This window comes from Coriobacteriia bacterium, assembly GCA_041658765.1.
Lineage (GTDB): Bacteria > Actinomycetota > Coriobacteriia > Anaerosomatales > JBAZZO01 > JBAZZO01.
Window position 1 is genome coordinate 65,120 of sequence record JBAZZO010000012.1, and the last position, 7,637, is coordinate 72,756.

General features: G+C 69.9%; 8 protein-coding genes. All 8 read left to right on the forward strand.

The window, feature by feature from the left end:
• Nucleotides 1–43: 43 nt before the first annotated feature.
• The 8 genes from obgE to WC971_08130 are packed head-to-tail and all read left to right on the forward strand — an operon-like array spanning nucleotide 44 to nucleotide 7,494.
• The gene (gene obgE, locus WC971_08095) at nucleotides 44–1,354 is read left to right on the forward strand and encodes a GTPase ObgE (protein MFA5844774.1); all 1,311 of its coding nucleotides are present in this window, start codon (nucleotides 44–46) and stop codon (nucleotides 1,352–1,354) included.
• A gap of 37 nt (nucleotides 1,355–1,391) precedes the next feature.
• Entirely contained in the window at nucleotides 1,392–2,495 is a 1,104-nt protein-coding gene (proB, locus tag WC971_08100; GenBank protein ID MFA5844775.1) for a glutamate 5-kinase, read from the forward strand.
• Nucleotides 2,496–2,523: 28 nt separating this feature from the next.
• Entirely contained in the window at nucleotides 2,524–3,777 is a 1,254-nt protein-coding gene (locus tag WC971_08105) for a glutamate-5-semialdehyde dehydrogenase (protein ID MFA5844776.1), read from the forward strand.
• Nucleotides 3,774–4,391 (forward strand): nicotinate-nucleotide adenylyltransferase, encoded by a 618-nt coding sequence (gene nadD, locus WC971_08110; protein ID MFA5844777.1) that lies wholly within the window; start codon nucleotides 3,774–3,776, stop codon nucleotides 4,389–4,391. The genes WC971_08105 and nadD overlap by 4 nt, the downstream gene beginning before the upstream one ends.
• Before the next feature lies 1 nt (nucleotide 4,392).
• Nucleotides 4,393–4,971, forward strand: a complete 579-nt coding sequence (yqeK, locus tag WC971_08115) for a bis(5'-nucleosyl)-tetraphosphatase (symmetrical) YqeK (GenBank protein ID MFA5844778.1) — start codon at nucleotides 4,393–4,395, stop codon at nucleotides 4,969–4,971.
• Entirely contained in the window at nucleotides 4,968–6,128 is a 1,161-nt protein-coding gene (locus WC971_08120) for a LytR C-terminal domain-containing protein (protein ID MFA5844779.1), read from the forward strand. The genes yqeK and WC971_08120 overlap by 4 nt, the downstream gene beginning before the upstream one ends.
• A gap of 44 nt (nucleotides 6,129–6,172) precedes the next feature.
• Entirely contained in the window at nucleotides 6,173–6,565 is a 393-nt protein-coding gene (gene rsfS / locus WC971_08125; GenBank protein MFA5844780.1) for a ribosome silencing factor, read from the forward strand.
• Complete coding sequence (locus tag WC971_08130) at nucleotides 6,562–7,494, forward strand: DMT family transporter (GenBank protein ID MFA5844781.1); 933 nt, start codon at nucleotides 6,562–6,564, stop codon at nucleotides 7,492–7,494. The genes rsfS and WC971_08130 overlap by 4 nt, the downstream gene beginning before the upstream one ends.
• Nucleotides 7,495–7,637 lie beyond the last annotated feature (143 nt).

Sequence of the window (7,637 nt, forward strand, 5' to 3'; positions counted from 1 at the left end):
GCCAACCGGCTGGAGGGCCGTCGCGTCGTCAGGCAGGTGGGACATGTTCGTCGATGAGGCCAAGATAAACGTCAAGGCGGGCAACGGCGGCGCGGGCTGCACGTCGTTCCGGCGCGAGGCGCACGTGCCCAAGGGCGGTCCCGACGGGGGCAGCGGCGGTCCCGGCGGGGATGTCGTCTTCGTCGCCGACCCCGGACTCTCGACGCTGCTCGACTTCCACCGCAAGCGTCACTTCCGCGCCGAGCGCGGCACGCACGGGAAAGGCGACCGCCGCATCGGCGCCCGAGGCGAGGACCTCGTGCTCAAGGTGCCGGTGGGCACGACCATCCTCGAGGACGACGGCACGCCCATCGCCGACCTCGCGCATTCCGGCGACAGCGCCGTCGTCGCGAAGGGCGGGCGCCCAGGGCGCGGCAACATCCACTTCGTCACTCCCACGCGCCGAGCGCCGGCCTTCTCGGAGCTCGGCGAGCCGGTCTACGAGCGGTGGATCCGTCTCGAGCTCAAGCTGCTCGCCGACGCGGCGCTCGTCGGCTTCCCGAACGTCGGGAAGTCGTCGCTGATCGCGCGCATGAGCGCGGCGCGGCCCAAGATCGCCGACTACCCGTTCACGACGCTCGTTCCCAACCTCGGCGTCGTCTCCGCCGGCGAGAGGTCGTTCGTCGCCGCCGACGTGCCCGGGCTCATCGAGGGCGCGAGCGAGGGCGCAGGTCTCGGCCACGCCTTCCTGCGCCACATCGAGCGCACGGCGCTGATCATGCACGTCGTCGACCTCACGGGAGGTCACGAAGGCCGCGACGTGCTTCACGACCTCGATGTCATCGACGCGGAGCTCGCCGCGCACGCGAGCGAGCTGGCCACACGTCCGCAGGTCGTCGTCGGCAACAAGTCGGACGTCGAAGGTACCGATGACGCGTCGCGGCTGCTCGCCACGCATTGCGAGGAGGCTGAGCGGCCGTACTTCGAGGTCTCGGCGGTCACCGGCGCCGGGCTCGACGCTCTCAAGCTCTTCGTCGCCGAGAGCGTGCACGAGCTGCGCGAGGCCGCGGCGAGCGAGGAGCACGTCGCCCCGACGGTCTACGGGCCTCGCGACGACCGCAGCTTCCGCGTCGAGAACCTCGGGGGTGGGCGGTTCGCCGTGCTGGGCACCCACATCGAGCGCATGGTGATCATGACCGAGATGGGCAACGAGGAGGCCGTCGCCTATCTCCAGCACGGTCTCGTCCGTGCCGGCGTGGAGAAGGCGCTCGCCGACGCTGGCGCCGTCAACGGCGACTCGATCGAGATCGGGCCGGTCTCGTTCACCTTCGACGGCATCGACGCTCCTCCGATACTAGAGCGCGCCGACGACTGATACGATGGGCTCCAGGAGGAACGGCAGAGGTGGGGTAGTGAGCAGCCGGACGATCGTCATCAAGCTCGGGAGTTCCACGGTCACGGGGCCCGACGGCCGTGTGGACGTGGCGTACCTGAGCTCGCTCGCGGGGCAGGTTGCCCGCGTGCGCGAGAGCGGCGACCGGGTCGTCGTGGTGACCAGCGGCGCGATCGCCGCGGGAGTCGACGCGCTCGGTCTCGCCTCGCGTCCCTCCGACATGCCCGGCCTGCAGGCCGCGGCCTCCGTCGGCCAGGTGCGCCTGATCGGCGCCTACAAGCAGGCCTTCTCCGAGGCCGGCATACCGACCGGACAGGTGTTGCTCACCCGCCACGAGCTGGGGCATCGCCCCTCTTACGTGAACGCATGCCAGACGCTCGAGAGGCTGCTGGGGATGGGCGTCGTGCCGGTCGTGAACGAGAACGACACCACCGCCGTGGACGAGATCCGCATGGGAGACAACGACCAGCTCGCTGCGCTCGTCGGCATCATGGTCCAGGCGGACCTGGTGGCGCTGCTCACCGACACCGAGGGGCTCTATTCCTCCGATCCTCGCACAGACGAGGACGCGAGCCTGGTCGCGCGCGTGGAGACGCTCACAGACGACGTCGTGGCGGCCGCGGGCGGCTCGGGAAGCGACGTCGGCTCGGGCGGCATGGCCACCAAGCTCGAGGCCGCGCGCGTGGCGATGAAGGCGGGCATCCCGCTGGTGGTCTGCGACGGGCATCGTCCCGACGTGGTCGTCGACGCGGCGGCGGGCGAGCCCGTGGGAACGTACTTCTGCGAAGGCGCGGAGTCGATCGCCGGACGAAAGCTGTGGATCGCGTACGGGAGCCCGGTGAAGGGCACCGTCGAGATAGACGACGGCGCACGCGACGCGCTGTGTTCGCGCGGGAAGAGCCTGCTCCCGGCGGGTGTCGTCGCGACATCGGGGAGCTTCGCCGCCGGGGACGCCGTCGACCTCGTCGACGCACGGGGCAAGGTCGTCGCGCGCGGGCTGAGCGCGATCTCCCGTGAGGACCTCGACCGCGTCAAGGGGATGAAGACTTCGGAGATATCGAAGATGATCCCGGATTGGGACGGCGGCGAGGTTGTCCATAGGGACTGCCTAGTCATACTGTGAGGTAACCGCGAACGGTAGGAGGGTAGAAATGTCCGAAGTGCTCGATCTCGCCCTCGCCGCCCGCGAGGCCTCACGCAAGCTCGCGGTGACCTCGAGCGACCAGCGCAACCGCGCGCTGCTCTCGATGTCGCACGCGCTGCTCACGCGCCAGGAGGAGATACTCGCCGCCAACGAGGCCGACGTCGCCGCGGCGCGCGTGAAGAACACCGCGGCCCCGCTCGTCGACAGGCTGGCGCTCGATCCCGCGCGCATCAAGTCGATGGCCGAGGCGCTCAAGGCGCTCTCGATCCTGCCCGACCCCATCGGCGAGCTCGTGCGCGGCTCGCGTCTGGCGAACGGCATCTGGCTCCAGCAGGTGAGAGTGCCCATCGGCGTCGTCGCGATGATCTACGAGGCGCGCCCGAACGTGACCGTCGACGCGGCGGGGCTTTGCGTGAAGACCGGCAACGCGGTGATCCTGCGCGGCGGCTCGATGGCCGCGAACTCGAACGCGGCGCTCACGCGCGTGCTGCAGTCCGCCGCGGTCGGCGCCGGGCTGCCCGAGACGTGCGTGCAGTCGGTGCTCTCCACCGATCGCGAGGCCGCCGAAGAACTGATGCGCCTGCACGGCTACATCGACGTGCTCATCCCACGCGGCGGCGCCGGCCTCATCCGTAGTGTCGTCGAGAACGCGAAGGTCCCGGTCATCGAGACGGGCGTGGGCAACTGCCACATCTACATCCACAGCGGCGCGAACGCCGAGATGGCCAAGCGCATCGTCGTGAACGCGAAGGTGCAGCGCCCGGGCGTGTGCAACGCCGCCGAGAGCATCCTGTGCGACGCGGACGTCTACGAGACGATCCTGCCGCCCGTGCTCAAGGCGCTCGAGTCGGAGGGCGTGACCATCTACGCCGACGACCGCACGCGCTCTCTCGGCGCGGTCATGCGCATCGAGGCCGCGACCGAGGAGGACTGGGCGACCGAGTATCTCGACCTGAAGATATCGTGCAAGATCGTCAGCGGCCTCGACGAGGCGATCACCCACATCAACACGTACGGGACGAAGCATTCCGAGGCGATCGTCACCGGCGACTACGAGGCGGCGAAGCGCTTCCTCGACGAGATCGACGCGGCGGCCGTGTACGTGAACGCCTCGACGCGCTTCACCGACGGCGGCGAGTTCGGCCTTGGCGCCGAGATCGGCATCTCGACCCAGAAACTCCACGCCCGCGGCCCGATGGGCCTCGAGGCGCTGACGACCACGAAATTCATGGCGATGGGGAGCGGTCAGATCCGGACGTGAGGAAGAAACCGCGCCTCGGGATCATGGGTGGGACGTTCGATCCCATCCATTTCGGCCACCTCGTGGCGGCCGAAGAAGCGCTCGTCCAGTTCAACCTGGACCGGGTGGTCTTCATGCCCACGGGGCGTCCCGCCGCGAAGCTCGAGCAGCCCGTGACCTCGCCCGAGCACCGCTACCTCATGACCGTCATCGCCACCGCGGCGAACCCCGATTTCGAGGTCTCGCGCATGGAGATCGACCGGCCGGGGCCGACGTTCACCGCCGACACGATGGCCGAGATGCGCCGCTCGCTGGGACCCGCCGCCGAGCTCTACTTCGTGTCGGGCGCCGATGCGGTGTGGGAGATCCTCACGTGGAAGGACGCCGAGCGCCTGGGGAACCTCTGCTCGTTCATCGCGGCCACGCGCCCCGGATACGACCTCGCGGGCTTCGAGGAGCGCCTGAAGGCCCTCTCGTGGGCTCCCAGGGTCGACATCATCGAGGTGCCCGCGCTCGCCATCTCCTCGACCGACATCCGCGCCAGGGTCTCGCAGCGGCGTCCCGTGCGTTACCTGCTGCCGGAGCCGGTCGCCGCGTACATCGCGAAGAACCGGCTCTACGGGAGGGCGGGCTGACATGGCGCCCGACGTAGCGAGCGTGCGGGCGATGCTGCGAGAGAAGCTCGCGGAAGACGACGTCGCGCACTGCGACCGTGTCGCGGAGACCGCCGCGCGCCTGGCGCGCGCGTACGGCGTCGACGAGGACGCGGCGCGCATGGCGGGCTCGCTGCACGATGTGGCGCGCAGGCGCGACGGTGCGGTGCTGCTGGGCGACGCGGTGCGCCTCGGGCTGCGGATCACCGACGCCGACCGCGACGTGCCGTACCTGCTGCACGCGCGCGTGGGCGCGGCCGAGGCGGCCGAGCGCTTCCCCGACCTGCCGCGCGACGTTCTGGACGCGATCGCATGCCACACGCTCGGCGCGCGCTCGATGACGCCGCTGTCGATGGTCGTGCACGTCGCCGACATGATCGAGCCGGCCCGCGCCTACCCCGGCGTAGAGGTGCTGCGCGCCTCGGTCGGTCGCGTCGAGCTAGAAGAGCTGTTCAAGCTCGCCTACCAGCAGACGCTCGGGTACCTCGTGCGCGCGCGCCGGAGGATCCACCCGCACACCGTGACCGTCTACAACGCGCTGGTCGCGGAGGACCGGCCATGAGCCGCGAATCGCGCAGGCCGGCGAGGCGCGCGACCGGCGACCCGGTGCCGCGGCACCGTCGCGACGAGGACCTGCGGCCGGTCGCGGGGTATCGCGCGACGCGCCGCACGTCGAAGGCGGGGAGGGCCGCGCGCGTCGACCGGCAGCGCGAGCGCGTGCGCGTGAGGGTCGGCACCGGCGCGCGATTCGCCCGGGACGCGACCGTGCGCGCGATGCTCGCGGTGCTCGTGATCGTCGTGTCGTTCGCGGTCGTGATCGGCGTGCTGTGGGGATTCATCGCCGGCGTGAACTCGCTCGCCAGGTGGTCCGCCACCAAGAAGGCGGCGGAAGCCGTCCTGCCCAAGGCGCGCAAGGAACTCGCCCGCGACAACCTGCTCGTCATCGGCGTGAAGGACAGGCGCGCCATGGGCTTCATGGCGGTGCGCATCGACGGCAAGGAGAAGCGCGTCTTCGGCATCGCCGTGCCCGAGGGCGCGTTCATGGAGGTGCCCGGGCAGGGGTTCGAGCGCATCGGCGACTCGTACGCGAGCGGTCCGAAGGTCTCGATGGCGGCGGTGAGCAACTACCTCACGATCCCGTTCGAGCACTACGTGGTGGTCGACGCGTCGGTCTACACGGCGGCGCTGACGGGCCAATCGCTCAAGGGCGTGCTCGAGGCGGCGACAGCGAGCGATCACACGCGCACGAAGCTGCGTTCGCTGGAGTCGGTGCTCGACGGCATCTCCGGCAAGAACGTCGCGATAGTGCCGCTGCCGGTCAAGCCGATCACGATCGCCGACCAGACGTACTACGAGCCCCAGCGCAAGGAGGTCGCGGACCTGCTCTTCACGTGGTGGGGCGTGCGCCTCAGCGCGAGCGAGACGCGCACCCGCGTCATCCTCTACAACGGCACGGGCACGCCCGGGATCGCCGGGACCGCCGCGCAGGCGCTCATCAAGGCCGGCTACGTGGTCGTCGACACGAAGAACGCCGACAGGTTCGACTACGCCAAGACGCTCATCGTGCTCCAGCACACCGGCGCCGAGTGGCCGGCGAAGGGCGCGGCCGTGCGCAAGACGCTTCGCGTCGGTACGGTGACGACCCAGGAGTCCGACCAGGACGTCGCTGATATCATCATCATCATCGGGAAGGACTACGCGCCCGCTTCCGGCGGGTAGCGCACAAGAAGGAGGAGCCGAAGCTGGATATCCGCGGATACGCCCTGCTCGCCGCAGAGGCCGCGTCGGACAAGAAGGCCACCGACGTCGCCATGATCGACCTGCACGAGCTGCTCGTGATCACCGACTACTTCGTCATAGCCACAGGTAACAACGACCGCCAGGTCAAGACTATCGCCGAGGAGATCGAGAAGCGCCTGAAGGAGGCCGGGCTCCCGGCGATCGGCCGCGAGGGCGAGCAGCAGGCCACTTGGATCCTGCTCGACTTCGGCGACGTCGTGGTGCACGTCTTCCAGCCGGCCGAGCGCGAGTACTACCGCCTCGAGAAGCTCTGGGGCGACGCCCCCAGGGAGCCGCTGCCGCTCTCGATCGTGAACCCCAGCACGCCGACCGGGCCCGTCCTCGAGGACCTGCCCCAGGAGGAGCCCGTCTCGTGACGGAGCTGTTGCGGCGTCGCGGCGTCGAGGCCGCCCTCGTCGGCGTCGCGATGGTGTGGGGCACGACGTTCGTGATGGTCAAGGACGCTGTCGCGCACTACCCGCTCTACGCCTTCCTGGGGTGGCGCTTCGCCATCGCCGTCGTCGCGTTCTGCGCGATCTTTCCCCGCTCGCTGCGCCGGCTCGACGCCGGGACGCTGAGGGTCGGCGCGCTGGCGGGCGCCTTCCTCACGGCGGGATACGTCTTCCAGACGTGGGGGCTGCAGTCGACGACGGCGTCGAAGGCGGCGTTCATCACCGGGATGTTCGTGGTGATCACGCCTGCGCTGCAGGCCGTCGTGCTGCGGAGAGTGCCGCGCGCGGCCGCCATCGCGGGCGTGGCCGTGGCGGTGCCCGGCCTTTGGCTGCTCTCGGGCGGGGGAGTGAGCGGGTGGAACGTGGGAGACACGCGCGTGCTGCTGTGCGCGCTCGCGTACTCGGCGCACATGATCGTGCTCGGGGGAGCGGGTCACCACCACGATGTGCGCGCGCTCACGCTCGTGCAGCTCGCGGTGACGGCCGCGGTGTGCGGGACGATCTCGCTGGCGGTCGCTGAGAGGGCGCCGCTGCCGAGCGAGACGAGCCTGCTGACCGCGCTCGTCGTGACCGGCGTGCTGGCGTCGGCGGTGGCGTTCGCGGTGCAGACGTGGGCGCAGAGACATCTGTCGCCGACGCGCACAGCGCTGATACTGGTGACCGAGCCGGCATTCGGCGGGCTCTTCGGCTGGCTGCTCGCGGGCGACCGTCTGGGAGCGAGCGGCATGGCCGGCGCCGGGCTGATACTCGGCGGGATGGTGCTCTCCGAGGCGCTGCCGAGCCGGGCGCCGAAGGGCGCGGTAGGGCTCGAGCCGAGCCTGGAGGGTACGCCGATGGTGCTCGACGAGGAGTAGCGCGAGAGGCGCGCGGCCGTGATGCCTCAGAATAAAAGGTACTCGAGCGACTGATTCGTTGCCTCACAATAAAGGTACTCGACGTCGGACGCCTTCACCTCCTCTTTCCATCTCGGGTTCTTGCGGGCGTTGAGCTTGTAGAG

Coding starts and splice junctions, on each gene's coding strand:
- yqeK (MFA5844778.1), top strand. CDS start 4,393: ATGGCGCCCGACGTAGCGAGCGTGCGGGCGATGCTGCGAGAGAAGCTC.
- WC971_08120 (MFA5844779.1), top strand. CDS start 4,968: ATGAGCCGCGAATCGCGCAGGCCGGCGAGGCGCGCGACCGGCGACCCG.
- WC971_08105 (MFA5844776.1), top strand. CDS start 2,524: ATGTCCGAAGTGCTCGATCTCGCCCTCGCCGCCCGCGAGGCCTCACGC.
- obgE (MFA5844774.1), top strand. CDS start 44: ATGTTCGTCGATGAGGCCAAGATAAACGTCAAGGCGGGCAACGGCGGC.